The 25,967-nt window shown below is 42.5% G+C and carries 24 protein-coding genes; 6 read left to right on the top strand and 18 right to left on the bottom strand.

All coding sequences use genetic code 11. From position 1 onward, the window contains the following. Positions 1-30: 30 nt before the first annotated feature. The 9 genes from IEW76_RS10260 to IEW76_RS10220 form a co-directional block, all read right to left on the bottom strand. The gene (locus tag IEW76_RS10260) at positions 31-720 is read right to left on the bottom strand and encodes a response regulator transcription factor (RefSeq protein ID WP_188653493.1); all 690 of its coding nucleotides are present in this window, start codon (positions 718-720) and stop codon (positions 31-33) included. Next, positions 713-2,101, bottom strand: a complete 1,389-nt coding sequence (locus IEW76_RS10255; RefSeq protein WP_188653492.1) for a sensor histidine kinase — start codon at positions 2,099-2,101, stop codon at positions 713-715. The genes IEW76_RS10260 and IEW76_RS10255 overlap by 8 nt, the downstream gene beginning before the upstream one ends. A 24-nt stretch (positions 2,102-2,125) precedes the next feature. Then, positions 2,126-2,857 carry an urease accessory protein UreH domain-containing protein gene (locus IEW76_RS10250; RefSeq protein ID WP_188653491.1) on the bottom strand — a complete coding sequence of 244 codons (732 nt, stop codon included), beginning with the start codon at positions 2,855-2,857 and terminating at the stop codon, positions 2,126-2,128. A gap of 82 nt (positions 2,858-2,939) precedes the next feature. Further along, positions 2,940-3,926: a F510_1955 family glycosylhydrolase gene (locus IEW76_RS10245; protein WP_188653490.1), complete on the bottom strand. Its 987-nt coding sequence runs from the start codon at positions 3,924-3,926 to the stop codon at positions 2,940-2,942. A 107-nt stretch (positions 3,927-4,033) separates the two neighbouring features. Then, positions 4,034-4,576: a thiol-disulfide oxidoreductase ResA gene (gene resA, locus IEW76_RS10240; RefSeq protein WP_188653489.1), complete on the bottom strand. Its 543-nt coding sequence runs from the start codon at positions 4,574-4,576 to the stop codon at positions 4,034-4,036. 262 nt (positions 4,577-4,838) lie between these two features. Further along, the gene (locus tag IEW76_RS10235) at positions 4,839-5,831 is read right to left on the bottom strand and encodes a LacI family DNA-binding transcriptional regulator (RefSeq protein ID WP_188653487.1); all 993 of its coding nucleotides are present in this window, start codon (positions 5,829-5,831) and stop codon (positions 4,839-4,841) included. A 71-nt stretch (positions 5,832-5,902) separates the two neighbouring features. Further along, the gene (galT, locus tag IEW76_RS10230) at positions 5,903-7,396 is read right to left on the bottom strand and encodes a UDP-glucose--hexose-1-phosphate uridylyltransferase (protein WP_188653484.1); all 1,494 of its coding nucleotides are present in this window, start codon (positions 7,394-7,396) and stop codon (positions 5,903-5,905) included. Positions 7,397-7,401: 5 nt separating this feature from the next. Further along, on the bottom strand, positions 7,402-8,397 hold the full coding sequence (gene galE / locus IEW76_RS10225; RefSeq protein ID WP_188653482.1) for a UDP-glucose 4-epimerase GalE: 996 nt from the start codon (positions 8,395-8,397) through the stop codon (positions 7,402-7,404). Then, entirely contained in the window at positions 8,394-9,578 is a 1,185-nt protein-coding gene (locus IEW76_RS10220; protein ID WP_188653480.1) for a galactokinase, read from the bottom strand. Before IEW76_RS10220 ends, galE begins: the two co-directional genes overlap by 4 nt. 256 nt (positions 9,579-9,834) lie before the next feature. Between IEW76_RS10220 and IEW76_RS10215 the strand changes: the two genes are divergently transcribed. The 5 genes from IEW76_RS10215 to IEW76_RS10195 all read left to right on the top strand — a co-directional run bounded on the left by IEW76_RS10215 (position 9,835) and on the right by IEW76_RS10195 (position 14,276). Next, a complete protein-coding gene (locus IEW76_RS10215) occupies positions 9,835-10,539 on the top strand; it encodes a response regulator transcription factor (protein ID WP_188653478.1) in 705 nt (234 codons plus the stop codon). Further along, positions 10,536-12,023 carry a HAMP domain-containing sensor histidine kinase gene (locus tag IEW76_RS10210; protein ID WP_188653476.1) on the top strand — a complete coding sequence of 496 codons (1,488 nt, stop codon included), beginning with the start codon at positions 10,536-10,538 and terminating at the stop codon, positions 12,021-12,023. The genes IEW76_RS10215 and IEW76_RS10210 overlap by 4 nt, the downstream gene beginning before the upstream one ends. Next, complete coding sequence (locus IEW76_RS10205; protein WP_188653474.1) at positions 12,016-13,104, top strand: LolA family protein; 1,089 nt, start codon at positions 12,016-12,018, stop codon at positions 13,102-13,104. Before IEW76_RS10210 ends, IEW76_RS10205 begins: the two co-directional genes overlap by 8 nt. 78 nt (positions 13,105-13,182) lie before the next feature. Then, positions 13,183-13,359 (top strand): hypothetical protein, encoded by a 177-nt coding sequence (locus IEW76_RS10200; protein WP_188653472.1) that lies wholly within the window; start codon positions 13,183-13,185, stop codon positions 13,357-13,359. A gap of 173 nt (positions 13,360-13,532) precedes the next feature. After that, on the top strand, positions 13,533-14,276 hold the full coding sequence (locus IEW76_RS10195) for an STAS domain-containing protein (protein ID WP_188653470.1): 744 nt from the start codon (positions 13,533-13,535) through the stop codon (positions 14,274-14,276). Between the two features lie 95 nt (positions 14,277-14,371). On the opposite strand, the gene IEW76_RS10190 is transcribed toward IEW76_RS10195, so the two are convergent. The 3 genes from IEW76_RS10190 to IEW76_RS10180 form a co-directional block, all read right to left on the bottom strand. Then, positions 14,372-14,971: a hypothetical protein gene (locus IEW76_RS10190; protein WP_188653468.1), complete on the bottom strand. Its 600-nt coding sequence runs from the start codon at positions 14,969-14,971 to the stop codon at positions 14,372-14,374. A gap of 177 nt (positions 14,972-15,148) precedes the next feature. Continuing rightward, positions 15,149-15,955, bottom strand: coding sequence for a YwqG family protein (locus IEW76_RS10185; RefSeq protein WP_188653466.1), 807 nt, complete (start codon positions 15,953-15,955; stop codon positions 15,149-15,151). Positions 15,956-16,019: 64 nt separating this feature from the next. Then, positions 16,020-16,247: a YdbC family protein gene (locus tag IEW76_RS10180; protein WP_188653464.1), complete on the bottom strand. Its 228-nt coding sequence runs from the start codon at positions 16,245-16,247 to the stop codon at positions 16,020-16,022. A gap of 262 nt (positions 16,248-16,509) precedes the next feature. Here IEW76_RS10180 and IEW76_RS10175 point away from each other — a divergent pair, with 262 nt between their 5' ends. Continuing rightward, positions 16,510-17,643: a CAP domain-containing protein gene (locus tag IEW76_RS10175; RefSeq protein WP_188653462.1), complete on the top strand. Its 1,134-nt coding sequence runs from the start codon at positions 16,510-16,512 to the stop codon at positions 17,641-17,643. 129 nt (positions 17,644-17,772) lie between these two features. Here the strand turns inward: IEW76_RS10175 and IEW76_RS10170 are convergent, their stop codons facing one another. From IEW76_RS10170 to IEW76_RS10145, 6 genes are all read right to left on the bottom strand, one after another. Continuing rightward, on the bottom strand, positions 17,773-19,257 hold the full coding sequence (locus IEW76_RS10170; RefSeq protein WP_188653461.1) for a xylulokinase: 1,485 nt from the start codon (positions 19,255-19,257) through the stop codon (positions 17,773-17,775). A gap of 106 nt (positions 19,258-19,363) precedes the next feature. Next, the gene (locus IEW76_RS10165) at positions 19,364-20,338 is read right to left on the bottom strand and encodes a ring-cleaving dioxygenase (protein ID WP_188653460.1); all 975 of its coding nucleotides are present in this window, start codon (positions 20,336-20,338) and stop codon (positions 19,364-19,366) included. 167 nt (positions 20,339-20,505) lie between these two features. Further along, a complete protein-coding gene (locus IEW76_RS10160; RefSeq protein WP_188653459.1) occupies positions 20,506-21,495 on the bottom strand; it encodes a LacI family DNA-binding transcriptional regulator in 990 nt (329 codons plus the stop codon). Positions 21,496-21,561: 66 nt separating this feature from the next. Continuing rightward, a complete protein-coding gene (locus tag IEW76_RS10155; protein ID WP_188653458.1) occupies positions 21,562-21,909 on the bottom strand; it encodes a hypothetical protein in 348 nt (115 codons plus the stop codon). Positions 21,910-22,004: 95 nt separating this feature from the next. After that, positions 22,005-24,224 (bottom strand): alpha-galactosidase, encoded by a 2,220-nt coding sequence (locus IEW76_RS10150; protein WP_188653457.1) that lies wholly within the window; start codon positions 24,222-24,224, stop codon positions 22,005-22,007. A 14-nt stretch (positions 24,225-24,238) separates the two neighbouring features. Next, positions 24,239-25,963: a glycoside hydrolase family 35 protein gene (locus tag IEW76_RS10145; protein WP_188653456.1), complete on the bottom strand. Its 1,725-nt coding sequence runs from the start codon at positions 25,961-25,963 to the stop codon at positions 24,239-24,241. Between the last annotated feature and the right edge of the window lie 4 nt (positions 25,964-25,967).

The following is a 25,967-nucleotide window of genomic DNA, read 5'->3' as shown; positions in this document are numbered from 1 at the left end:
ACACGTCTCCAGGTTAATGGCTAAAGGGGGTTAGGAGCTCGTTGACCCTGTTCCCTTTACCCATTTGTACCCGACTCCCCATACCGTTTGGAAATAATCATCGATCGGGAAGCCTGTTTGTCTTACCTTTTCTCGAATGTTTCGCACGTGCGAATCGATGGTACGGCCTTCTGTTTCTGAATTGATGCCCCAGACGATATCGATTAAATGTTCTCGACTAAATACACGTTCAGGGTTACGCATTAAATGACCAATCATCGCAAATTCTTTAGGAGTAACCGGGATAAAGTGACCGTTATAACTCAACTTGTATTTCTCCCCGTCCCACATTAACCCGTCTACTTCGATTTGATCAGCGTTCGAAGTCCTCCTTAGAAGGGCTTTCACTCTTGCTAATAGCTCATCTTCATCGAAAGGCTTTGTTACATAATCGTCAGCCCCCATATTGAGGCCTTTCACGATGTCTGTCTTTTGATCCCTTGCTGTTACCATAATAATCGGAACCTCAGAAATCGAACGCAGGTCTTCACACGTCTTCCACCCATCATATTTTGGCATCATGACATCTAATAAGACTAAATCGAACGGCTTCTCTTCTACTGCACGAATCGCCTCCTTACCGGACTGCACCTTCGTACACGTATATCCATGAGGAGAAAGATAAAGCTCCAATAGGTCTAACATTCGTGGTTCATCGTCTACTAACAATAGATTACTCATAGGAAAGTAGATCCTCCTTCTTTAATACAATGGTCATTGAAGTTCCTTCCCCTAACGAACTTCTTGCCTGAACTTCCCCTCCATGTTTCTCTATAATTTCTTTTACAATGGAGAGCCCAAGACCAGATCCTCCAAATTCTCTTGAACGTGATTTATCCACTCGATACAATCGTTCAAAAATGAACGGTAATTCGGATTCAGGGATTCCTTCTCCTTCATCGCGAACGGTAACGGCCACTCTACCACCTTTGATTTGAACAATCATATAAATATTAGAATGTGGAGGAGCATGCTTTATTGAGTTATCTAACAAGTTCAACAGCACCTGCTGAAAACGTTCAGCATCTACATTCACAATCACCTTTGTATCACAAGTAATGTGTAAGGCAAGATCGTATTCTAGTAAAATCGGGCTCATCTTTTCATGAACTTTACCAAGTAAATCGCACAAAGATACAGGCCTTTTATCAATCGTGAACTCGTTTTGATCCATCTTAGCCAGATCAAATAAGTTCTTCACAAGCTGTGTAACGTGTTCTGTCTCTTCTTTAATAATAGTAAGATAATGATTTCGTTCCTCTTCTGTAATCCCGGTCCGGCTTGCTATAGTGGAATAGCCTTTAATATACGTAAGGGGTGTTCTTAATTCATGCGAGATACTGGCAAGGAAATCTTTACGGTCCTGTTTGAGTCGTTCTAACTCATTTGACAAGGTGACTATAGATTGAGCGAGCTGACCTAATTCATCATTATGTTTATAGGACAGGTTCACCTGCTCTCTTCCTTCCGCTAAGCCTTCTGTAGCTTTTTTCATCCTCACTAGAGGCCTTGTTATAAAATGACTTAGAATAAAGATGGCTACAATCGTTAGAAGGAACGCAATGAAACCAACCAGTAAGAATTGATTCGTTAATTGATTAATGACGCGCTGGACGGCCATTGTAGGTGAGAACATGTAGACATATCCTATCTTCTCCCCTTCAATAGTAATCGGACTTACAGCAGCTACATATTGACTTGTTCTCCATTCCTCGTCCAACACTTTCCCTGAATGACTCACGTCCGTAAGTGGTTCATCAAGTAAAGCCTTAATTTCCGAACTAAGGGGTTCAGAGTTCACAATCACCTCTTTATTCTCATCCGTAATGACAACAAGCGATTCTGCTTCTGATTCCATTAAGGCAACGTGATTGAGCGTAGACTCATCGAACCGCTTCTCTAACACATCCCTGTGGCTGTTTCCTCTCGCTAATAAGTTCTCTAATACCTCTTCTACCCGACTACTAGCTAAGTTTGTATATAAGAAAAGAAATAATATCGCTTCAACGATGATGATAATTGTAAATATAAATACACCTAACTTAAATGAAAGTTTATTCATTCGCCCGCCCCGCTTATCTAATCATTATGTCCAATACGTAAGTGTGTCGAGAACCCCAAGAACAATGATGACAATACCAGCAAGAAATTGAACAAGGTTCCCTACTTTGCGACTCTTTTTCAGCAAAACGCCTCCCATGCCAAAATACCATACTAAGAAAAGAATCAGAAGCAACGGAAGCGTAGTGCCGATCGCAAAGACCCCGGGTAATAGCGCACCATAAGAAGTGGATAGAACAATGGGCATTAGCGTAATAAAGAATAAGACAAACATCGTCGGACAGAAGGCTAATGAAAAGCTTACCCCCATAAAGAAGCTCCCTAGTGAAGGGTGCTTGGTCAACGGCTCGGACAGTTTCCCTAGCCTGAATGTACGATGAACCTTAAACACCCCCATTAAAAATAAACCTACAACAATAAGCAAAGGTCCGATCGCTTTACGCAACCAAGGAAAGATCCCAACAAGTTCGGATTGAACTCCTTGACCAAATCCCCAGAATAGGAGCCCTAGTGCCGAGAACACCATTATTTTTCCTAATAAAAATAAGCCAACATGACGCCACGAAACACTCTTTTGCAACGATTGGTTCCCGTAAAACGTGAGGGCTCCTATATTCCCTGTAATTTGACAAGGCGCTACAGAACCGACGATTCCTAAGAATAAAGCAGCCAGTATAGGCACTTGTTCAAATCCATACGCAAGGCTTAACAACGGATCTGCAACCACGTTTGTAAACGCGCTAAACGCTTCATACACAACCTTCCCCCCTCACCGGACAATAATAAAATAACCATTAATTTTGCAGATTCAATGCAATAGTAATGGTTATTCCGATTTTTTATTCTTTTACCTGACCAGCATCAACTATTTTATCCCAGTTCTCTCCGCCATCCCGGGTATAGAAGCCATGATTCTCAAACGATAAGAACATCATCTCATCAGGATTCTCAGGGTTCTCCGTGAAGTACGCTACAGCGTCCTGTTCAAAGTCAGGGATCGAAATCTCTTCAGAGCTACCGTCTTCTAATGTGTAGCGAGTCAAATGAGCCTCACTACCAAATGATCCATACGTCAACGTGTCTTCAGAGAAATAAACGGACGTTCCGTTTGTTTGTTCTGACACGCCTTCAAACGTCTCTCCTCCATCACGAGAAAGAAAGATCCCTTCCTTTGTCGCAACGGCTAGGGTGTCTTCATTCGTAGGATGAACAGCAAGACCCATCACTTGTCCTTGGATCCCGCTCACTTCGACCTTCTCGAAACTCTCCCCGTCGTCTAGACTCTTGTGTAATCCAGACTCTAATGTATTATTGCCGTGCCCATTCAGCACATAGATGGCATGGTTTTGATACCCGACTCCCATTACGTGGAAGTCAAACTCTCCTTCAAAAGCCACTTCTTCTAACGTTTGACCGAGATCTTCACTCTTTTGAATTCCAATTGGGTTCGGTAACGATGAGTCCTCTCCTGGGTGCCCGCTCGTGTAAAACCCTTTATCGACTGCATTGAACCCCATGTAATCGTTGTTTTGCTTTGTTGTGCGATGCCACTTGCCATCCTCGTAGAATTTCAATCCGTCGTGAGCAGCTAAAGCAAGAGAATCTCCGTTTATGTACCCTACTCCATGTACATGATCGATTGTTCCTTCAAATGGCTCTTTATAAGTTGAATCATTCTTTTCTTTAGACTGGTCTTCAGTAGTCTCATGACTCTCTTCTTTAGATTGTTCTGTATCTGTTGTACTCGTATCCCCTTCATCTTGTCCGCATGCGGCTAAGACAAACGTAAGGGATAAGATTGCAGCACCTAATTTCTTAGAAACCATTCTGGTCATCCTTTCTGTTGTGTAATCTCTCTTTATATAATCCCCTTCATTGTACTAGAAAACTATGGAGAATCTGTGCAGAATTGATGTCTATGTTGTGTCTGAGTTTACTCTTTATAGGAGTCGGGTTGGATCTGTTTCATATAGGCGTGGATGTCCTCTTCAGATAAACCAGCTGTAATGCGGTCTTCTACCACACCTTTCTCGTTAATGAGAAACGTTACAGGAATAGGACCGACTCCATAAGCATTCATGACCCCTTCATTTGTATCCATAGGTATGGGAAAGGATAATTCATATTTCGTTACAAACCGTTCTACTGTCACTTTCGGTTCAGCTACATCAACAGCTAGAATTTGCACCCCTTTATCTTTAAACTTCTGATACTGAGACTCCATGTAAGGCATTTCTTCCTTACACGGTGGGCAGTAAGTAGCCCAAAAATTCAGAAAGACACCTTGTCCTTTATAATCACTAAGTTGGACGGTTTCTCCATCGAGCGTTTTTAATGTGAAATCGGGTGCTTGGTCTCCTTCTGTAATCATCTGCGAATCGTCTTCTGTGTAGCTTTGATAAATAGCATACACGATCGCAATCGCAAAAAGAAGCAGGAGGGTTGTTCTAAATATGAATCTTTTTTGCTTTTTCATCGTTCTCACCCCTTTGCTATAGTCAATCTCGTCCCTTTATAGCAAAGAAGTATTGAGAATTTGTGCATTTCCTTATATTTATAAGATCTATTACTATCTGGAAGCGGTTCGTTTAGTACGGACAAAAACCGAAAAAGAGACACTATATACTACATTCCAATTCCTCTGCCAAATGAGATCCTGTAAACATAAAAAAACGCACAGTTAACATTACTATGCGTTATCGGTATGGATGATGAGATTACCTCTTTATTTCTTTTTATTATAAACTGCTCTCACGAACAACTAGTTCTGTAGCAATATAAACCGTCTTAGCCACTTTCCTGCCATTGATACGCTCCATCAGCAAGTCAATAGCTGACTCACCCATCATTTCTGTGAAGACTTTGACTGTGCTAAGTGGTGGATAGACATATTTTGCAACGCTAATATCATTAACGCCAATCACTTGAACGCGTTCAGGAACCTTTATGCCACTTTCATTCAATGCACGAAGACACCCAACAGCAAGAGAGTCGTTACCGACAAAGAAGGCTTCCGGAAGCGTATCCCCATGTTCTTCAATCGCTTGCTTCATAAGCTCGTACCCATCTTGAACCGAGAATGTTCCGCTATACATCCACTTTCGTTCTAACATCCCCAACTCGTTCATATAGGAATGGAATGTTTCTTCACGGGGGTCAGCAATGAGAGTGGTGTCGTCTTTATAAGACTCCCTACCTCCGATATAACCGATCTTTGTGATGCCTCTATTTAGAAGATGATCCAACACTTTGCATGTGGCGCGTTTGAAATCGATGGCTACAAGATCTCCATTTCGATGGTCGCGCTCATAGTCGTCCACAAAGACAAGGTGTGGGGCAAGCTTTTGCAATTCTTGAACCTGGGTGTTACTGAACTTCCCGATGGCAATAATGCCTTCAATATCTTCTGACTCTAAATTTTGATAATTATTTTGGAAGTACCTGACCACCTGTATCCCCTGATCCTGACAGCGCTGTTCGGCGCCGATACGGATCGACATATAATACAAGTCCTCTAGTTCCTCCTGTTCGGTATACCAGTGAACGATCGCTACCTTTTTTATCGGAAGCTTCTTAGGCTGCTTTTTCTTATACGATAATGCCTCAGCGGTCTCAAAGATCTTTTGCTTGGTTTGATCACTTACTGACAATGATTCATCATAATTTAAAACACGAGAAACGGTCGCAATCGAGACACCCGCTTTCTGCGCGATATCTTTTATAGTCGCCATATGAAACGAACCCTCTCTATAAGATAAGAGAACTCGGTTATGCTTCCCACAACTCGAGTTCTCACTTCTATCTATTGTAACGTATTTATAAATCGTTTAAAGGCTTCTTGCCCTTGTTGATCACGTTTAAATACACCCGCATGTTGTAGAGCTTGCTCGAACTTCTTCCCAACCGATCCTCGCACAATGTCTTGTACGTCTTCTTTGGCAATATGGGAAAACGTTGCTTTTAATTCATCTGCCCATGTATGATGAGCATCCGCAATAGCATTAGGTTCACCTAGAATGTACTTCTCGACTTCCTTTAATTCATCTTTAAGACGAGCAGGCAATACCGCTAACCCCATCACTTCTATAAGTCCGATGTTCTCTTTCTTAATGTGATGAACTTCCTGGTGAGGGTGGAAGATTCCCATCGGATGATCTTCATTCGTTCGATTGTTCCTTAATACTAGGTCAAGTTCGTACTCCTTACCGCGGCGACGAGCTATTGGCGTGATGGTATTATGAGGTTCATTCTCCGTATACGCGTAGATCTCGACTTCCGGATCACTATACTCTCGCCAGTCTGCTAAAATCTTCTCTGCTGCTTGCCCTAATTCCTCTCTACTTTCGCTTCTCAAGCGCAGTACCGACATCGGCCATTTCACGATAGAAGCCTGTATTCCAGGGAAAGCGTTCAGAGTAAAGGTGTATGTCTCCTCAGCCCTGGCCATCGGGAATTCATAATGTCCTGCCTGGTAATGGTTATGAGACAGAATCGACCCGCCTACTATCGGTAGATCGGCATTTGAACCAATAAAGTAATGAGGGAACTTCTCTGTAAACTCTAACACTTGATCAAATGTCTCACGATTAATTTCCATCGGAACATGCTGCTCTGATAAGACAATACTATGTTCATTATAGTAAACGTACGGAGAATATTGGAGTAACCAATTCTGATCTGTTAGGTTTACCCTCACTAAACGATGATTCGACCTTGCAGGATGACCAATTCTCCCAGCATATCCTTCATTCTCTACGCAAAGAAGACACTTTGGATACGCGGCATCCGTTTTCTTCATCGTACGCTCTTTCGCAATTTGCTTCGGGTCTTTTTCTGGTTTTGAAAGATTAATGGTAATATCCAATTCACCATACTCTGTCTCAGCCGTATAGTTAATGTTCTTCTTCACGCGCTTCTCTTGAATATAGTTACTCTTCTTACTTAAATGATAAAAGTAATCCGTAGCCTCAACCGGATCGTGTTCGTATCGGTTGTAAAATTCCTTATTCACATCACTTGGTCGCGGTAGGAAGACATCCATAACTTTGGCTTGAAACTGTTCTTTTTCATCAAGCATATTTTCAATGAGTTCTTGCTCTACAGCATAGTCAATCAACTCTTCTAATACATCAGGGATGGTAAGATCCTTATCTTCATTCTGTCCCTCGGGTGTGAATTCTTCTAGTTCCATTAGAGCTAGCACTTGGTTTCGTGTATATACAGAATCCTCTGGTTCAATCAACGATTCGCTTATGGTTAGATCAACTAGTTGTTGTATACGATCATGAATGTTCATCTTCACTACCCCCTGTCGTTATATCCGTTTGGATGTTGCTGATGCCAGCGCCAAGCGTCTTCAATGATCTGATGAATAGAGGTACGTTTAGGCTCCCACCCAAGAATTGATTTAGCTTTATGAGATGAAGCGATTAATTTACTCGGATCTCCCGCACGACGAGGCCCCATCTTAGCCGGAATTTCGTGCCCTGTTACTTCTCGCGCTGTATCCACGATTTCCTTCACCGAAAATCCTTGGCTGCTCCCAAGGTTAAATACATTACTCTCGCCACCGTTATCTAGGTATTCGACCGCATGAATATGGGCATCAATTAAATCTTCAACATGAATATAATCACGTACACACGTACCATCGTGAGTATTGTAGTCGTCACCAAAGATTGTAATATGATCTCGTTGACCAAGAGCAACTTGGAGAACAATTGGAATAAGGTGACTCTCAGGATGATGATCTTCCCCGATCTCAGCCGTTTGTCTTGCACCTGCCACGTTGAAGTAGCGAAGGGAAACGAACTGAATCCCGTATGCTTTGTCGCACCACTTCATCATCTTTTCCATCGTTAACTTCGTTTCTCCGTACGTATTGGTCGGATTTGTCACCATATCTTCTGTAATCGGAACAACATCAGGCTCTCCGTACGTTGCAGCAGTAGAAGAGAAGACAATTTTCTTCACGCCAAATTCGTTCATCACCTGAAGTAGAACTTGTGTACCGTACACATTGTTATCAAAGTACTTAAGAGGATCCTCCATGGATTCCCCAACTAGAGAATTGGCAGCAAAGTGGATCACAGATTGAATCTCCTCCTGTTGAAACACCCCTCTTAACCACTCTCTATCGCGAATATCACCGTTGTAAAAGGTCGCTTCAGAATGAATAGCATCTCTGTGCCCCGTTTCCAGACTGTCTACCACCACAACGTCGTATCCACGATCCACTAACTGCGCCACAGCGTGAGATCCAATATACCCTGCTCCACCAAGGACTAATATACTCATACAACCACCTCTTTTGATTCCATTTCTCGTGCACCGTCACCAATACTTGCTACATAGAATGTCGCCTCATACCCAATTTTGTCTTCGTATACGTTCGCTACGCCATCTATAAAGGACGAGACTTTATCCGCTTCTACAATGGCAATGGCACAACCACCGAATCCAGCTCCCGTCATGCGAGCACCGATCACACCATCTTGGTCCCAGGCCGCTTCGACCAATGTATCTAGCTCTTTCCCTGTTACTTCATAGTCATATTGAAGAGACAAGTGCGAGTCATTCATCAGTTTCCCAAAGCGCATTAAGTCCTTCTCCCTTAACGCTTGAAGAGCATTTAGGGTACGCTGATTCTCATAGACAGCATGCTTCGCGCGTTTTCTTACTGTCTCATTCTGAATAAGGTGCTTATGCTGTTCGAACTGCTCCTCGGTTAACTCACCAAGCGTTTCAATCTGAAGCTGCTCTTGTAGTTGCTGAACGGCTTCGTCACACTCTTGTCTTCTTTCGTTATATTTAGACGAAGATAATTCGCGTCGTTTATTGGTATTCATAATGATTACTTTCTCATTCTCTAACTCTAGCGGAGCATACTCGTACTCTAATGTATGGCAATCAAGCAAAATGCCTGATCCTTTTCTCCCCATTCCAATGGCGAACTGATCCATGATGCCACTATTTACACCAATGAATTGATTCTCGACCAGCTGACCGAGCTTCACCATCTCTACACGATCAATTTGTAAGCCGAATAACCCTTCAAGCAAAACTCCCGTCACCATTTCAATCGAGGCAGACGAAGATAAGCCAGCTCCGTTCGGAATGTTTCCATAGTATAAAACATCAACGCCACTAGAAACGTTGTGTCCTGCTTCTTGTAAGTAGCGAATCATACCTTTTGGATAATTCGCCCACTCATGGTCCTCAACATAATCGAGTTCATCTAAAGAGAAAGAGATAATCCCTTTGTTTTCGAAGTTCATGGAGTACAAGCGCACTTGTCGGTCAGAGCGTTTGCTAGCAATTGCATACGTTCCATACGTAATCGTCGCCGGGAATACATTCCCTCCATTGTAGTCCGTGTGTTCCCCAATTAAGTTAATACGCCCAGGCGCGAAGAATACGCGTGACTCTTCCCTATCAAAAACTCGTTTATACTGTGATTCTATATCATGAAAATTCATGGATACCCCTCCCAATACCTACTGATCATAAATGAAATCTAGTTACCGTAATCGCTTTCATCTTTAGGATAAAACCTTTCAGTAAATAAATCAATAAATTTTTACTAAAAATTTAACTCAAGTTTTTACTCCCTCTCTTTTCTATCCAAAATCTAGTATAATACCCATGTTCAAACAAATTATAAAGAGTTTATTAAATTTTAAATAACAGTGACCATAGCAACTACAATAAAGGTTGTAAGAGGAGGCACCACACATGACAGAAGAACGGATTCTACTGGTTGAAGACGACCCGGAGATCGCAAAGATTATCAGAGACCACTTAAGAAGAACAGGATACGAAGTAACGTGGGCATCAACCGGGCAAGAAGGCTGGGAGGATTTTAAAGAGGAATGCTACCAATTGGTATTAGTTGATCTCATGCTCCCTGAAATGGATGGATTAACATTATGCAAGAACATTCGTTTGAAGAGCGATGTTCCACTCTTCATTGTTAGCGCAAGACAAGAGGATGAGCAGAAAGTAAAAGGGTTATCCCTCGGGGCTGATGATTATGTGACGAAGCCGTTTAGCCTTAGTGAACTAACAGCTCGAATTGAATCCCATTTAAGAAGGTATCAACGATTCCAAGGTGGAGGTCCCCCATCATCAGGACACCTTTATACAGGCGATCTTCAAATTGATGTAACGAAGCGATTGGTTACAGTAGAAGGAACCCTCGTCCCTCTTACAGCAAAAGAATACGAGATTCTTGTGTTAATGGCCACCCATCCACACCGCACATTCTCTAAAGGTGAATTGTACGAACACATCTGGGATCAAGCGGACACGGAGAGAAACAATACCATTAATGTCCACGTGAAGAGTCTTAGAACGAAGCTAGGAGAAAAGGTGAAGCAACCAAAGTGGATTGAAACGGTTTGGGGAACAGGATATCGGTTTATTGGAGAGCAAACATGAAGATTAGAACCTGGCTGATGGCTACTTATTTAGCCGTTATGATCCTCCCTTTAGCTGCTGCATACGGGTTCTACCTCCTACTCACACAATGGGACGGTCAGCAAAGTTTATTGGATTCTTTTGAATTAACGTCTGAAATTCAAACGATTGAAGAACAGCTCGATGATCCCTCCCTCTATAACGTACAGCCCAGAGAAGATGTAGAAGATCAGTTAGGCTCTCTGAGTAGCAGAGAAGATTTGAAGATCCACCTGTACCGAAGCGATGGGTTGTATGTCTATCGATCAGATGACCCTAATCACATGCTGCTGCTCCAAGACAAATCTCAATTATTGAAGAACTTGTACCAATACGACTTCAGCTATCAAACGGTTTCCGTGAAAAAGCCTGTCTTTCAAAACGAGACGATGAGAGGCATCTACGAAATTCAGCTGAAACGAACAGACTGGATCGAAGGTGTGGAAAAACGGCGACTGTGGGTGCTTATTACTCTAGGAATCTTCTTCCTCACACTCTATAGTTTTGTCATTTGGCTTTTGCATAAGCGATTCAACCGCCCTTTAAAGCAGTTGATGACAGGAATGGAGGAGTTTGCAGCAACGCATCAGACTACCTTTTTCCCACAGAAAAAACAAGATGAAATCGGCGACCTTATGAAACACTTCGAAAGAATGCAGATCGATATAGAAGATGCTCAAGAGAAAACAAAAAAGGCTCAGCTCGAAAAGCAAACGATGATCGCTTCTCTCTCACACGACATAAAGACACCACTAACATCTGTTCGAGCCTATGCGGAAGCACTCACTGATGAAACGTCTTTAGATCAAGAAGAGCGCCAACACTATGGCAGCACACTTATCGCTAAAACCCATTACTTACAAGACATGATTGAAGACCTAACTACATTTGCTCAGCTTCAATCAGCAGGTTATCACTTTGAAAGAAGCCCTGTTGATGGAATGGAATTTATGGAGATGTTGTTTGAAGGCTATGAAGAACAATTAGATCAACAATCGATTCAATTCCACAAGGAGAACCAATTTGGTGGGACCTATTGCATGAATGACCGACAAATGGTTCGAGTGATGGATAATCTTATTCATAACGCCGCCCGCTACACGCCTTTAGAGGGAAGCATATGGATTGGAGCTTACGATACGTTCACTCCTCTTCCAGATTGGATTTTTGAAGAGCTGCAGGATGACCTCCACTCATGGCGTGAAGAGAAACCGATCTTACTCGTTCAAAACGAAGGCGCCACAATTCAAGACGACCAGCTTGAGAAGATCTTCACTCCTTTCTATCAAGGAGACCCCGCTAGATCAAAGCAAGACGATATGAATTCAGGACTTGGGTTAAGCATAGCTAAAATGATTATTGAACGACACGAAGGGCGTATGAGCGCCTGGTCGGCAAATGGAAAAGGGACCGTGTTTGCCATGACACTATCCGAAATAACAGAGGGAGATGGAAACCATGAATAAATGGATCAACTCGATTGGATTATTACTACTACTCGTATTGGGGGCATGTTCAGTGGAAGATGCAAATGGATTATCACCAGAAGCGATTGTGGCGAATGCCGTTGAAGAAGGAAAAGACTTGAAAGGGTTTCATATGAAAGCTCAGTTTGACGTTTATCAAGGAGAGGAGCAAATCGACGATTCCTCCATGGAACAATGGATGGACTATGAAAACATGAGAACAAAAGTCATTGCCGTGGATCAAAGCGGGAAGGAGTCCAAATCATTAAATGACGGGGAAACCATTACCCTTTATACCGAGGGGGACAAAGAAGCCTATGAAATGGAAGCCCCAGACCTTTCTAACCCTAACCTAATGGGTTCTAATCAGCGTGAGCAAATCCAGAATACATTGAACGAAACAAGGAAGACACACACGATCGAATTGATTGGCCAGGAAGAAGTAAATGGGATCGAAACGTATCACATTAAAGCCACTCCCAAAGAGAAAGGAACCATTCGAGGTGAGGAGGAATACTGGATTGAGAAAGAAAGTTGGGTGATTGTTAAAACCATTTCCAAAAGCGACAATATGAAAGTCGAATATACGGTAACAGAACTCGAGATCGACCCTTCGTTTAAAGAAAACACGTTTACGTTAGATTTACCTGAAGGAGTGGAAGTACTTCCTTTTGAAGCTTTAGACCCTACCGAAACCGTTACGCTAGACGAAGCTCAGACCGGACTAGAGCAACCTTTCCTTTACTTGCCTGAAGGAGAATATGAGATTGATAAGGTAGAAAAGTTCAAAGTGGATAGTTTAGATCGCACGGAAGTCAGTATTCAATACAAGCAAGATGAGGTTGTTCAATTCACATTAAGCATCTTCCCTACACCAGAAGAAAGTTTGAGTATGGGATTTGAAAACGCTGAGGAAGTTACCGTTCGCGGAGTCAAAGGCGAATATACCTCAGACGTCATCCAGAACCTAACTTGGGATGAAGAGGGCCTTCGTTATTCTCTTCTTAGCCACAACCCTGAATTGACGAAAGAAGTCTTGCTTGAGATTTCGGAAAAATTAGAGCTTAAAGGTACGAATTAGATTCACTTGATAACCTGGTATTCCATTGCCCCATCGAAAAGGGATGGGGCTCTTATAATGTTAGAAAGGAGAACTTATATGAGTAAAGCACTCTTTATTAGAGCCTTTATTGTATTCTTCCTGTTTTCACTCCCCCCTGTAGGCTTTTCAATCTATCAAGGGAATATAGTGGATGCACTCATCATTGGTATGATCTTAATAGGAATCTTAATTATTTTAGCTTTTGGCTTTATTCGAACCCCCTCTAGCAGATAACTGTTCATAAAACGTTCTTAAAATAATGAATATTTCTAAACAAAAGGCATTCAAGTTTTCATTAATAGATTATTAAAGGTAGGATAGAGGTAGATTGATTCTTATTGTCGTATATTAATAAACACAAGGAATCATTAATTTGTATCGCAATCTACTTTTAAGGGGAGTTTCGTATGAACCAACTATCGAATCAAATGATGAACCATCTCTCGTTTGGAATACTGGCGATCGACACGGAATACCGCATTACAGCTTTGAACGAAGTTGGCGCTCGTTTGCTTCAAATTAATCAGGAAGAAGCGATTGGACAGAATGTGTATGACCTTTTCCCCGACGCACCTGAAGACATTCGACATATAGAAAGAACAGTCAAAACAGGTGAAGAAGTTGATCTAGATGCCATGCCTTATCAATGGGGAAAGTACCGACTCTATCTCTCACTTAAGACAAAAGTTCTCAAAGAGGGGAACGAAAAAATGGGGGCTCTTGCAGAATTCCAAGACGTTACCGCTTATCACGAGAAACAGTTAGCATTGGTTAAGAATATGGAGGACATGTCCGTTACTATTATTCCTGTCACGAACCAGATCGCGCTCTTCCCTCTCCAACCCGTTATAGACAACTTAGAGTTTCACTACATATTAGATAAAGGTATAGAAAACATTTCTAAAATGAACGTTCATGATCTAATCTTAGACTTCTCTGCTATACGATCGGTTGACCTGGAATTCTTAAATAAGATTGAAAAGCTTATGGAAACGGTTAAGCTAATCGGCATTAACGTAACGCTGACAGGCATTCAACCAGCTGTAGCTAAAGAATGGAGTACCGGCTACGACAAGCCAAGTGATATTGCTATATACTCAACGCTTCAGAACGCTGTAGAAGCGATTTATACAGAGTCTAAAAGATCATAATTAAAAAAAGCCTGTTAGAGCTAATGTGCTCTTACAGGCTTTTTTTGTTGAGGGTATTATGTATGTTCAAAATTGCTAGTATTTAGGGCGCTAGTTTAAGATTTAGCTTCTATTCGTTTCTCGGTAATGGTCACATCAGCCTTTTCAAGGTAATCATAAATCGTGTACTGATAATCCATCCAATTCTTGTTATTTGTAATCGTGAAGACATCTCCATTCTTGGTTACAAAATCAACCTCTTTTAAAGAAAGGGTTCCGTTTTTCTTCTCGTTTTTCTTCACAACTTCCTCTACGTGATCCCAGTCGATATTGTGCTCATCAAGAGTCCATGCTCCATTTACATGCAACCCGTTCGGATCGAAATAAAAATAAGACCTTACCGATAACAACATAGATAAGCTAAATACAACAACACCAATCGTCATCAGAATCCCTAACGCTTTCTTCCCCCATCTGTCATTCCACTTCCCTGCAATCAGATCTACCACAAGTAACATTGGTATTGATAGAATCGCAGCACCACCCCAAATGTATGCCGATAACGGTGCTTCGAAATAAATGTGATCGCGAGAAAAGTAAAAAATATCTTGTAGAATCGTCACAAGAATAAGCGGCAGAAGCCCCGCACATATAACGCCTACAACAATAATCGCCACTTTCACAATTGTTGGATCAAGATCACTCGTTTTCCTCAATGAAACCTCCCCCTTCCATACACACCACCAAATTATACCAGAAATGGGACGGGAGGGACAGGTACATTGTCCCTTCGAGCAATCTCAAATTAGTTCGATAAACGAAGGGCAGAGGAACCTGCCCCTCTGTCCTAACAAAAATAAAAGCCTTAACGTTAAGTTAAGGCTTTTGTCATTCTAGTGACAATCCCAGTTATACAGGACATTTGTAAAGTTTCGTTTTTCCAAGTCTTCTTTCTTAATAAAGAAGTTCGCCACGCCTGCGTCTCCCCACATAATACCTTTATCATCTTCTGTATCGATCTGTAGGAGGAGGATTTCGTGATCCTTGTAGCGCTTTTCCACTTCGCGAGGGTCATTCTGTGTAAAGTATGGATACCCTCCCAATTTATGGCCTTCTCCAGAAAAGTGTTCAAAGTATACTTCCCACAAATCTTCCCCATGAAGTTCCTCGTCTTGTAGCTCATCGATCGTAGCGTCTAATTGATCTTCCACTCGGTAGTCTTCACAAGAAATGGGCTCTTGTTCTATATCAAACGAAAGTGAGAGCTCATATTCTATAGGAAAGTTAAATTCTTCGCTTATCTTATAGTTCCCTATATTCTCTAATAGTTTCTCATCATCTTGTAAAATCTCTTCATGATAGAGAACCTTAAAATACGATTGATTCGTCATTTCGTCAAAATCGATCCCCATTACGTCATCATGAGGGGAAATAAAGAATTGCAGAATCCCAGATTCAGGAAAGCCTTCAAAAGTGGGAAGTTCACTAAAGTTTATTTGCGCCAAGAGACGCATATTTTCTCCTGTTAGGTCTTTTGGATAGTCCAATTCTTTAGGAAAATACGGATTTCCTCCAAACTTACTTTCACGTAGGTTTGTCTTACGTTGCTCAGTTGTAATGCTTATGTAAGGCTGCATAGTTTTTGCCAATTGTTCTCTGTACGGTTCTAAGACATGAGGTAAGTCGAATCGATCTTTCACTTGTAATCTCCTTTTTTCTTCTATTATGGGCCAGGGGGACAGGTACACCGTCCCCCCACATATACTAATCTTCCAAATCTAGTGCATTTAGCATATGCTTTAACTGCACAAGTTCTTCTTTTGTAAGGGTTAACCCTTTCCCCATCTTTTCATGGTCCGGAGCCCAATCCCTTAGATCATACTTCGGCTCACGCCCGTTCCAGCTCACCTCATTAAGTTCCTTCTTCCATCCCTTTGGATTTTCAGAGATCGCTCCGATTTCTGAAATGATTTCATATTTGATATTTGCCATTATGAAACTCCTTTTTCTTATGTATTCTACTAAAAGTATAGCAGGGTCAGGGGGACAGGTACATCTTCCCTTCAACTCTTAGAATATTAAAGAAGCTCCCTACCATTTCTTCTGAAATTAGTTCGAAACACGAAGGGACGACGAACCTGTCCCTCTGCCCCATTATTTGGAGAGGGTTTAGGAAGGCCTTCTTTGATGCATATTGGATAGAGACAGTGCTACAATGAGAACAACAACTCGAGATTCAGGCAGGAGTGAGACAATGCCAAAATTAAGAAGAGTGATTTTACTACTCCTTATTATAGGGGGTATATGGTATATATACGGAGATACATTCAACGAGTCTGGTGTGCAGGGTGTATACGAAGAAATGAAAACGGATGTGGTCGAGATTAGTCAAGACCCTGAAGTTCGTCGGACTGTGAATGCCATTTCCTTAGAAGTACAGTCCCTATTTGATCGATTAACTGGAGAAGAACCGAAACCAAGTTCAAATCCAGAAGCTCCAGATGTGGAGAAACCAACATTAGATGCTCCATCTGAACAGTCCTTCTCTGTTCACAATATCGAACTCGGAGACACGAGACAAACGGTCGAAGAGCAAGCCGGGGCTCCAAAGCGTGCTTCATTAAATGAATACGGTGTAAACTGGGTAGCCTATCACGAAAACTATCAAAATTTCTTCATGGTAGCTTACAATGATCAGAATCAAGTTGTGGGCTTATATACGAACCAGGATCTCGTCTCCTCTAAAGAGTCGATTCGAATTGGTAGTTCCAAACAATCCGTCCAATCTGCTATGCCAGAGTCTCAATCAAGTATTCGTAAAGGATTGACTCGCTATCAAGTGCAGAACAAAGACGAGTACGATCTATTTAATATTGACCAAAGTTATGTGACTGTCTTCTATGATAAGCACGAACAAAATACGGTCACCGCTGTGCAGATTATTAGCGAAGAGCTTGAACAGCAAAAAGAAGGATTCTTCGGCGAACCAAGTACGGCACTAAAAGAAGGATTCGAATACCAGCTATTTGACCTAACAAACGCCGCCCGCGTCGAACACGGCCTAAGCGTCCTCACTTGGGACGAAGCCGTTAAGACGACTGCTCGTGATCACAGTAAAGATATGGCGGTCAACAACTACTTCAGTCATACCAACCCTGAAGGTCAGTCTCCGTTTGACCGAATGACAGAAGACGGGATTGCGTATCGTACGGCTGGTGAGAACTTAGCAGCAGGGCAATCTAGCAGTATCTTTGCACATGAAGGGCTGATGAACTCTATCGGGCACAGGGAAAATATTTTACACAAGGATTTTGAGCGCCTTGCTGTAGGTGTCGCTTTCAATGAAGAAGCTCAGCCTTATTATACGGAGAATTTTCTAACTAAATAATGAACAAGGGCTGCCGATCATCGGCAGCCCTCTTTTTGTGGGAAAGGGGGACAGGTACACTGTCCCTTTTAACCAAATTGATTCGGAACACGAAGGGACGAGGTACCTGTCCCCTATGGCCCTCCCTCTTCAACTATCAATCATTCGCACTTGCTCATAAATCTTCTTAAACTGTCCATATTGCTGATCGTATACTCCTTGAACACTCTTATTAGGATGAAATACTTCAACATAATGATCCAAGTAATGATCAACAAACGCTTCATAATCCTCACACCATCCAAGGCCGACAAAGGCTGTTGAGGCTGCTCCGAACGAGGGCAAGTATTCACCTAAGCTCGGAACATGGACCCGAATCTGAAGAACGTCGGCAATCATCTGGCACCAGGCTTTGCTTTTACTCCCTCCGCCTATTAATGTCATCCACTCCACTTTCGAAGGTAGCGCTCTGCTCACATCTTCAAACAGTTGTCTGATAGAAAACGAGATTCCTTCCATTACAGCACGAGCCATGTGCTGCCTCTCAACACTCCCTGTTATGCCAATGTAGGACCCTTTTGCGTCAGGATCTTGAACAGGTGACCGTTCCCCGTGCAAGTAGGGTAAGAACAACACGCCTTTACTCCCTGCTTCTGCTCCATCCACCATTGCATCAAAAACTTTAAACCCCTCGTCTGAAACATCACCCATATACGTTTCTACCGCCCACCGATGTACATTGCCCGCATTAAGTACCGGAGCGATGTTAATTAGACGTTCCATCGGTAAGTGCGCTAATGTAAACGGCGCTTCTAAAGCAAGGTCGGTACTCGTTGTAGCCACCCAACCGGTCGTCCCAAGGTAAGCGTACATACTTCCCTCTCTTACATTTCCAGCACCAATTGTTGTCGCGCCCGCATCTCCGACCCCACAGAAAACCTCCACGTCACCTTCTAGTCCGAGGGAGACTGCTACCCCATCTAGCACCATTCCCACTCCCTCTTCCGGCGCCAGTAGTGAAGGCATCTTGGATAGACTGATACCATTGAACCGTACCCATTCTTCTTCCCAGTCTCGTGTGTGAATGTTCATCATGCCCGTTGTCGCAGAAGTCGTTGGGTCGGCTACGAACTTTCCTGTTAATTTATAAATAATGTAGTCTTTAGAACTAAAAAGGAATGTCGAAGTCAGGTTATAAAGATCCTCCTCTTTCTCCATCATCCAAGCGATCTTAGCCAAGGGCGTGGTACCCGTTACGGCATTGACTATGCGATCGCTCCAAGTACCAAATTGCTCTCGTATAGCTTCAGCTTGTTTCACAGCCCTCCCATCCGAATACAGAATCGCTCTTCGAACAGGTGAACCTTCCGCTGTAATTGGAATAACGTCTTCCATTTGCCCGCTAAACGCAATCGCCCGTATCCCTTTAGTAAGACTAGCATTTTGTTCTTTCCACTGTTGAAAGATCCCTTTAACACCCTTCCACCAGTCATCCGGACTTTGTTCGACTTCTCCACTTTCCCCTTCATATGTATGAATAGGTTCATAGGCCATATGAGACATTTCGCCGTCTCGACTTACAAGGCATCCCTTTATTCCTGTCGTTCCTATATCAAAAGAAGCCACATACTCCATTCCGCTCCCACCTTCTCTTCAAAATCTTTATGAAAGTGTAGCACAGATTGGAAGGATCATTCACAAAAAAAGGATCAAGGTATGTCCTTGATCCTTAGCAAACTTTTTATTCCTTTAACGTTAACGGACGTAATTTCTGTTCAATCTGCTCCCGCTGGTCCTCTAAAAATGGAGGCAGGGATAAGTTTTGACCTAAGGAATCTACTGATTCATCAACGTCGAAGCCAGGGGTGTCGGTTGATAGTTCAAATAGAATTCCGTTTGGTTCTCTAAAGTACAGGGCCTGAAAGTAAAATCGGTCGACTTTGCCTGAGTTCATGAGCCCGGCTGCTTGAATCTTTTCTGCCCACTTGTCATACTCTTCTTCATTTGGAATACGGAAGGCTACGTGGTGTACGCCGCCTCGACCGATCCGTTCTTTCGGGAGATCAGGGCGTTCTTGAATGTGTACTTCAGCCCCTACACCACCTTCACCTGTTGAGTAAACATGAACATCTGGTAACCCATCCCCATCAACAGAAGGGTACGTATCCACATGTTCGAAGCCTAACACATCCGTTAAGACACGAGCGGTTGGTTTTTGATTACGGACACGAAGGAGAACAGCTCCAAGTCCTACAATACCATGTTCGGCTGGCACGTCCGTTTCACTCCACGCTTCACCAGCAGCGACACCGTCTTCCCCGTCATCCGCTACAAGAATAAGCTTCGTTCCTTCAAAATCTTCAAAGGCTAACGTATTGCGGTTAGCGCGTTTCTTAATGTCCTCATGAGTCACGCCAAACTCTTCAAAGCGTTTCTTCCAATATTGGAGAGACTCTTCATCCCTTACTCGTAAAGAGGTGCTCGATATACTAGAAACCCCAGGGTGCGTAGGTGCAAGCATCGGGATATCGAAGAACGTAAGCTCCGTACCAGGATTTCCTTTCGCATCTCCATAGAATAAGTGATACGAACTTGTATCATCCTGATTGACACTTTTCTTCACCAGACGCATACCTAACACGTTTGTATAAAATTCAAAGTTCTTCTCAGCTTTACCCGTTAATATTGAAACGTGATGAATACCTAATAAATTCATATTCTAACCACCTTTTTATTTGTATAATTAATTATCTCGAATTCAAGATAATTATATAACAGAATCAGGAAGAGGTCAACTCATGCGAATACACAAAAAAGCCAGCCGCTCTATTAACGGTTGGCTTCCATAATCTTTTTATAAAAATCTATCACTGTGTACTTGATCTACTTTTTACTACTTTGCCTTACTTTTAACTTGGCTGCTAATACAACCTTCTTGGCTACGGTGCGGCCAGAGAGTCTTTCACTCAATAAATCTACTGCCGTCTCCCCCATAATTTCAGTATATACTTTCACAGTGCTTAGGGGAGGATACATATACTTTGAGACACTAATGTCATTAACACCAATGATACTGACCTGTTCAGGTACTTCGATCTTGTTCTCATGAAGAGCTCGCAAGCTTCCAATGGCCATGGAATCATTCCCAACAAAGAAAGCCGTCGGCAACTCATGATCGCTATCAATCGCCTCTTGCATGAGTCGATACCCATCATCTACAGAGAAAGATCCCACGTAGACATGCTCTGGAGCAAAGAGTCCTTTTGCTTCCAAGTATCTCTTGAAGGTCCTCTCCCTTGGATCGTCTATCCAATCGGTTCCTCCGCGCACTAATTCCCTTCCTCCAATATAGCCAATCGTTTGGTGGTTGGTGTGTATAAAATGCTCGAGGACGTTTTCCGTGGCCTTCTCAAAATCAACGACTACCCGGTCAAATTGATCGCGGTTCGGATCACAGTCTACGAAGACAATATTCTTAGTAATTTTCTCTAGTTGTTGAACGTCCTGGTCACTGAATTTACCAAGTGCGATGATCCCCTGTAACTCTTCTTTACTTATTTGATCATAATCATTCTGAAAAAACTTTAGAAGATGCAACCCACGCTGCTGACTCTTCTCTTCTATTCCTAGTCGAATCGACATGTAGTATAAATCATCCAATTCTTCTTGTTCTGTGTACCAATGGACAAGACCTATTTTTGGAGATGATGTGTTTGTCCGCTTCTTCTTCTTATAAGATAATTCTTCAGCTACTTCAAATATTCTCTTCTTGGTGTCATCTGCTACTGATAAGGAGGTATCATAGTTTAATACTCTTGATACAGTAGCAAGCGATACCCCTACCTTTTCAGCTATGTCTTTTATAGTTGCCATGCCAAGTACTCCTTTATCAACTACATCCTTTTTGTAAGCGCTCTAATTCTATTATACTAGTTTTAACTACATAGAATCCAACAAGAAGATTCTGAAGTGTCTATACAATGTGCCCCTTGTAGCGTAACTCGTAGATAGCTCTATCCACTTGCCACCATCTACAATCTCGTAAAAGGTACAACTATAAGGTTGCAATTCATATCTATTGTAAGAAAGAGGAAGATTGTTGTGATTCATCACAATTTCATAGAGGCGGGCCTCACCTGAATGCAAGCTGACTTCCACTCCATCAGGACTTTCTATAGAGCCTAACTGAGTCTCCTCTATAATCGCAGCTACAAGGGAATACATGGCATCTTCTGATAGGCTTGTTCCAATATAATACGCCGTCCCACTTCCGCGCTGATTGGCCAAATGGAATTCGGTTGTGTTTGTCTTTCACGCCAGCCCTGAACGAAGTCAGCACCAATCCGCCGCGTTCAACAAAGTCTTCCATGCGGTGGGATTACCTACTCTGCTTTAATATGAAACACCATCGACTGAAAATCCCCGCCACGTTCTGCTATCTCTCCATTTACCCCATTAAATTCTACTGGAAGCGGAAGACCATGGTTCATCAACTCATCCCCAAAGAAGGTCTTAGAATGATTAAGCTGATACTGGGTATCTTCGTCCAACCCTTTTAGAGGTAGGAAACTCATTTTCTTATCATTTGGAGTGGCTAACGTTTTGTACCACCCGACTAACGCTTCTTTCTTATCTTTTGACACAACCATCCAGGCTGTCTCATTGTGATCAAAAGGACTTAATAACCTATAGAAATCTCCATCCCGAACGAGCGCTCGATTTTGTTTATAGAAGGAGACTTGATCCTTGACCTGCTCTTTTTCTTCTTCACTTAAATCAACCGGATTCAACTCGTATCCAAATGTACCAAAGTAAGCCACATTGGCTCTTGTATCGAGCGGTGTGGTACGAAGCGTTTGATGATTCGGCGTCGCTGAGACGTGGGAACCCATGCTATAGATCGGATAGACCATCGATGTGCCGTACTGGATCTTCAACCGCTCAATCGCATCCGTATTATCGCTTGACCATGCTTGAGGAGCGTAGTAAAGCATGCCTGGATCAAATCGGCCACCACCGCCCGCGCACGACTCAAATAATACGTCAGGGAATTTCTCCGTTAATCTCTGGTATAACTCATATACGCCTAATATGTAGCGATGAAAGAACTCGCCCTGCTTGCTTGCAGCCAAGTTAGCGGAGTAGGCTTCCGTAATATTTCGGTTCATATCCCATTTAATATAGGAGAGCTTCGTCCGTTCAATAATGTCTGACATGCATCGATCAATATAATCCACAACATCTTGACGACTGAAATCTAGTACAAGTTGATTTCTCCCGAGTGTTAAAGGTTGCTCTGGCACCCCAATTGCCCACTCCGGGTGCGCACGATAAAGGTCACTGTTCGGGCTTACCATTTCCGGCTCAAACCATAGCCCAAATTGAAGTCCTTTGGAACGGATTCCATCCGCTAATGACTCAAGACCATTTGGTAGTTTGGCAGGGTCTTCAACCCAATCCCCCAAGGAACTCTTATCATTGTTACGCTTGCCAAACCAGCCATCGTCGAGAACAAACAATTCAATTCCAAGAGACTTCGCATCCTCAGCAATCCTGAATAATTTCTCTTCATTAAAGTCAAAGTACGTTGCTTCCCAGTTATTGATTAGAATAGGTCGATCTTTCTCCTTCCATCTCGGAGAAATTAATTGTTGCTTATAGAAATCATGAAAGCTTTGGCTCATGCCGTTTAGCCCTTCATCTGAGTACACCATAACGACCTCAGGTGACTGGAATTTCTGACCTGGCTCTAATGTCCATTTAAATAAAGAAGGATGAATTCCCATCATGACTCTTGAGACATCGTAATGGTCTACCTCTACATTTCCAATGAAGTTTCCACTGTAAATGAAGCTAAACCCGTAAACCTCACCCCTATTTTCAGTTGAGTCCTTCCGCTTCAATCCTAAGAATGGGTTGTGGTGATGGGAACTCGCACCCCGGACACTTCCAATCGAATAACTACCGTGATCTAAGTTCTTCTCTACAAGGTGCCTCTCCCTAGACCAACTCCCAGATAGATGAAATAGTTCGTAATCTCGATCCGGGAAGTCTACGGATGCCCCCATAACTCGATGAATATAAAACGGTTGTTCACCAGAGTTACGCACCTTCACACTTCTCGCTATTACATCATGATTTCGGAAAATGGTATAGATTAAAGATAGCTCCAGGTTAGTCTCCTGCTCTTTTAGCACAATCACAAGGGAAGATGCATCACCCTCACTTGCATAAGAAGCAGGCAGTCCTTCTAAAGAAGATTTCCCGTCTATTCTTTCGTACCCCTTATATTGAAAACGGGTTACATCCACCCCTTCTACACTTTCGATCCGCATAGCAGGTTCACGGAAATCTCCATTCCCATATAAGGGGAACTCCTGGCGCATTGTTTCTAAGGAGAATGCATCATCATCCTCATACACATGGCAACTAGCAGGGGTCGGTATTGTTTCAGGTTGGAAATAAGAGAAATCTTCCTTCGGTCTGAGCGCTTTCCCATAATACAAATGGCCAAGCTGACCATTCTTCATCACATTCATAATATAACTCACTCGACCATTGGTTAGGTGGAATTGCTTCGTTGATTCATTGATCTCAATCATGGTTACATCTCCCTTCAGCCTAAATATGGTGTGTCTACGAAGGATAGAGTGGAAGTACGATTTCCTTCTAACTCCAACACCATGATCTCATTTGAACCTTCACGCAATAGAGGGCCTGGTACATAGAGACGCTGTTGAGGCCCTTCTGTCTGCCAGTAACGTCCTAGGTTAAATCCATTTACAAATACATTCCCCTTCGTCCATCCTTCTAGATCGACGAAGGTGTCTGCTACTTCATCTACTTCGATACACCCTTTATAAAACATCGGATACCTCATATCCTGCTGAACACGGAATGGAAGGTCAACGTCCTCTAAAGGAAACGAATGCATTTCCCAATCAAACCAATATTGATTGTTTAACCAAAGATTATCGATGATCCCTTTTCGATCTTTTAAGTGCTTTCCGTAGTTCACTCTACCCATGTTCTCTACTAGAATTTCAAGTCTATTCTCTTCATCTGGGAAATGGACATTTACTATTCTCTCCTCATCATTCTGAGATACAGTCATCTGGTAAACCCCGTTGACGTATATAAAGGCTCTGTCCTTGATAGGCGTATGATCCAGCTCAAAGGTTCCCTGATCGTTGACCAAAGTAGAATACAATGTATAGCCGTAATTCTGATCTAGCTTCTCCATTGATAATGGCGTCTTATTTGATACAGGCTGTGCGATCTTATCCTTTATATCAAACAAGCTAACTCGTTCATTTAAAGCTACTTCACCGTATGCTTTCTTTGGCATACTATCAGGCGTCTCCCGAACAACCCCTGACTTCTTCTCGAGAGAAGCTTTCGCAAACCAATACTTCTCAGTAGGCTCGCCCCACTCGGTTAACAAAGCATCATAATCATAACTTGTAATGGTCGGGGTGTACTTTTCATAGTGATTCGCCCCATTCATAAAGCCAAAGTTTGTTCCTCCATGGAACATATAGAAGTTAATAGAAACATTCTGATCTAGCATTTCTTGAAATACATCGTTAGCATCTTTAGCCTCTCGTGTATGATGTTTCCCTCCCCAATAATCAAACCACCCAATCCAAAATTCCGTACACATCTTAGGGGAATTAGGTTTGAATTGTTCTAACATTTCAAAGGCTTGTTGAGGTCTCGAACCAAAATTCAATGTTGTGACGACATCAGGCAAAGACCCATGTTCAATCATATCCGGCCCATCAGATGTGAATAACAAGACATCAATCCCATACTCCTCTAACAGCTGTTTATTGTATTGGAGATACTCCTGGTCATTCCCATAAGCTCCATATTCATTTTCAATTTGAACGGCGATAATCGGACCACCGTTCGATTGAAGGTAGGGCACGAGCTTTGGCAACAGGACTTCATAATACTCTTTCAAATGGTTCAAGAACTTAGGCTCAGCACAGCGGAGCTCTAAATCATGCTCTTTCAATAACCAAGCTGGCAAGCCACCGAACTCCCACTCTGCACAAATATAAGGAGCAGGTCTGGCAATGACGTGTAACCCAAGTTCTTGCGCTTTTTGAATAAATCCTTCAAGGTCTGCTAATCCATCGAAATAAAACTCGCCTTTATGAGGTTCATGGACATTCCACGGAATATACGTCTCAACCGTGTTTAGGCCCATCGCTTTTAACTTTCGTAATCGATCTTCCCAATACTCAGGTACGACACGGAAATAATGAATCGCTCCTGATAGAATTTGATACGGTTCGCCGTTTAAATAAAATTGATTTTCTTTTACAGTAAGCATTTAA

The sequence above is a fragment of the Pontibacillus salipaludis genome (assembly GCF_014642405.1).
Taxonomy (GTDB): Bacteria; Bacillota; Bacilli; order Bacillales; family BH030062; genus Pontibacillus; species Pontibacillus salipaludis.
This window is presented reverse-complemented; position numbering and strand designations above follow the sequence as displayed.

Coding starts and splice junctions, on each gene's coding strand:
- galT (WP_188653484.1), bottom strand. CDS start 7,396: ATGAACATTCATGATCGTATACAACAACTAGTTGATCTAACCATAAGC.
- IEW76_RS10205 (WP_188653474.1), top strand. CDS start 12,016: ATGAATAAATGGATCAACTCGATTGGATTATTACTACTACTCGTATTG.
- IEW76_RS10260 (WP_188653493.1), bottom strand. CDS start 720: ATGAGTAATCTATTGTTAGTAGACGATGAACCACGAATGTTAGACCTA.
- IEW76_RS10165 (WP_188653460.1), bottom strand. CDS start 20,338: ATGAATTTATTAGGTATTCATCACGTTTCAATATTAACGGGTAAAGCT.
- IEW76_RS10255 (WP_188653492.1), bottom strand. CDS start 2,101: ATGAATAAACTTTCATTTAAGTTAGGTGTATTTATATTTACAATTATC.
- galE (WP_188653482.1), bottom strand. CDS start 8,397: ATGAGTATATTAGTCCTTGGTGGAGCAGGGTATATTGGATCTCACGCT.
- IEW76_RS10145 (WP_188653456.1), bottom strand. CDS start 25,963: ATGCTTACTGTAAAAGAAAATCAATTTTATTTAAACGGCGAACCGTAT.
- IEW76_RS10180 (WP_188653464.1), bottom strand. CDS start 16,247: ATGGCAAATATCAAATATGAAATCATTTCAGAAATCGGAGCGATCTCT.
- IEW76_RS10160 (WP_188653459.1), bottom strand. CDS start 21,495: ATGGCAACTATAAAAGACATAGCTGAAAAGGTAGGGGTATCGCTTGCT.
- IEW76_RS10235 (WP_188653487.1), bottom strand. CDS start 5,831: ATGGCGACTATAAAAGATATCGCGCAGAAAGCGGGTGTCTCGATTGCG.
- IEW76_RS10215 (WP_188653478.1), top strand. CDS start 9,835: ATGACAGAAGAACGGATTCTACTGGTTGAAGACGACCCGGAGATCGCA.
- IEW76_RS10175 (WP_188653462.1), top strand. CDS start 16,510: ATGCCAAAATTAAGAAGAGTGATTTTACTACTCCTTATTATAGGGGGT.
- IEW76_RS10200 (WP_188653472.1), top strand. CDS start 13,183: ATGAGTAAAGCACTCTTTATTAGAGCCTTTATTGTATTCTTCCTGTTT.
- resA (WP_188653489.1), bottom strand. CDS start 4,576: ATGAAAAAGCAAAAAAGATTCATATTTAGAACAACCCTCCTGCTTCTT.
- IEW76_RS10245 (WP_188653490.1), bottom strand. CDS start 3,926: ATGGTTTCTAAGAAATTAGGTGCTGCAATCTTATCCCTTACGTTTGTC.
- IEW76_RS10210 (WP_188653476.1), top strand. CDS start 10,536: ATGAAGATTAGAACCTGGCTGATGGCTACTTATTTAGCCGTTATGATC.
- IEW76_RS10150 (WP_188653457.1), bottom strand. CDS start 24,224: ATGATTGAGATCAATGAATCAACGAAGCAATTCCACCTAACCAATGGT.
- IEW76_RS10170 (WP_188653461.1), bottom strand. CDS start 19,257: ATGGAGTATGTGGCTTCTTTTGATATAGGAACGACAGGAATAAAGGGA.
- IEW76_RS10220 (WP_188653480.1), bottom strand. CDS start 9,578: ATGAATTTTCATGATATAGAATCACAGTATAAACGAGTTTTTGATAGG.
- IEW76_RS10195 (WP_188653470.1), top strand. CDS start 13,533: ATGAACCAACTATCGAATCAAATGATGAACCATCTCTCGTTTGGAATA.